The organism is Mesorhizobium sp. M4B.F.Ca.ET.089.01.1.1, assembly GCF_004022605.1.
GTDB lineage: Bacteria > Pseudomonadota > Alphaproteobacteria > Rhizobiales > Rhizobiaceae > Mesorhizobium > Mesorhizobium abyssinicae.
On sequence record NZ_RZOS01001148.1, the window covers coordinates 1 to 654 of the forward strand.

Annotated in this window: 1 protein-coding gene; it reads left to right on the plus strand. The window is 59.6% G+C overall.

Going from position 1 to position 654, the window contains the following annotated elements:
• Positions 1 to 593, plus strand: a 593-nt coding sequence (locus EN780_RS36505; protein ID WP_128276608.1) for an ABC transporter permease subunit, incomplete at its 5' end; no start/stop codon positions are given.
• Between the last annotated feature and the right edge of the window lie 61 nt (positions 594 to 654).

Here is a 654-nt window from a genome sequence, read left to right on the forward strand (position 1 = left end):
AGACAGTACTTATGGCAACCGCCCGCATGTCCCGGCGCGGCATCGTCCGCAAATGCGCCGACTTCTACTGCGCGGTGTTCCGGGGCACGCCGATGCTCGTGCAGGTCTTTGTGATCTACTACGGCCTCGCGCAGATAGGCTTCATACGTCACAATACGGTTTTGTGGTGGCTGATCGGCGACAGCCTGCATGCCGCCATCCTTGCCGTCATCCTGAATACCGGTGCCTATACGGCGGAGATCTTCCGTACGGCGCTGCTGTCGCTGCCGCGCGGACTGATCGAGGCGGCGCAGGCATGTGGCATGTCCGCCTGGGTGGTTTTTCACCGCGTCAAGTTCCCCTTGGCGCTGCGCCAGGCCCTGCCCTCCTACAGCACGGAGGTCGCCGTCATCATCAAGGAGTCAAGCCTTGCCTCCACCATAACGGTGCTTGAAATCACCGGCTATGCCAAACGGCTGATGAGCGAGACGTTCGCCATCATGGAAATCTTCGTCATCACCGCCGTCTTCTACCTTGCAATCAACGTCGTCTGTCTGACTGCTCTGCATGCCATCGAAAGGCGCCTGTCTTTCGAGCGGCATGCCGCGCGCTGAAAGGGTGCCCCATGTCCAAGCTTACCTTTTTCGATCAGAACAAGCTCCCCGAACCCAGGAA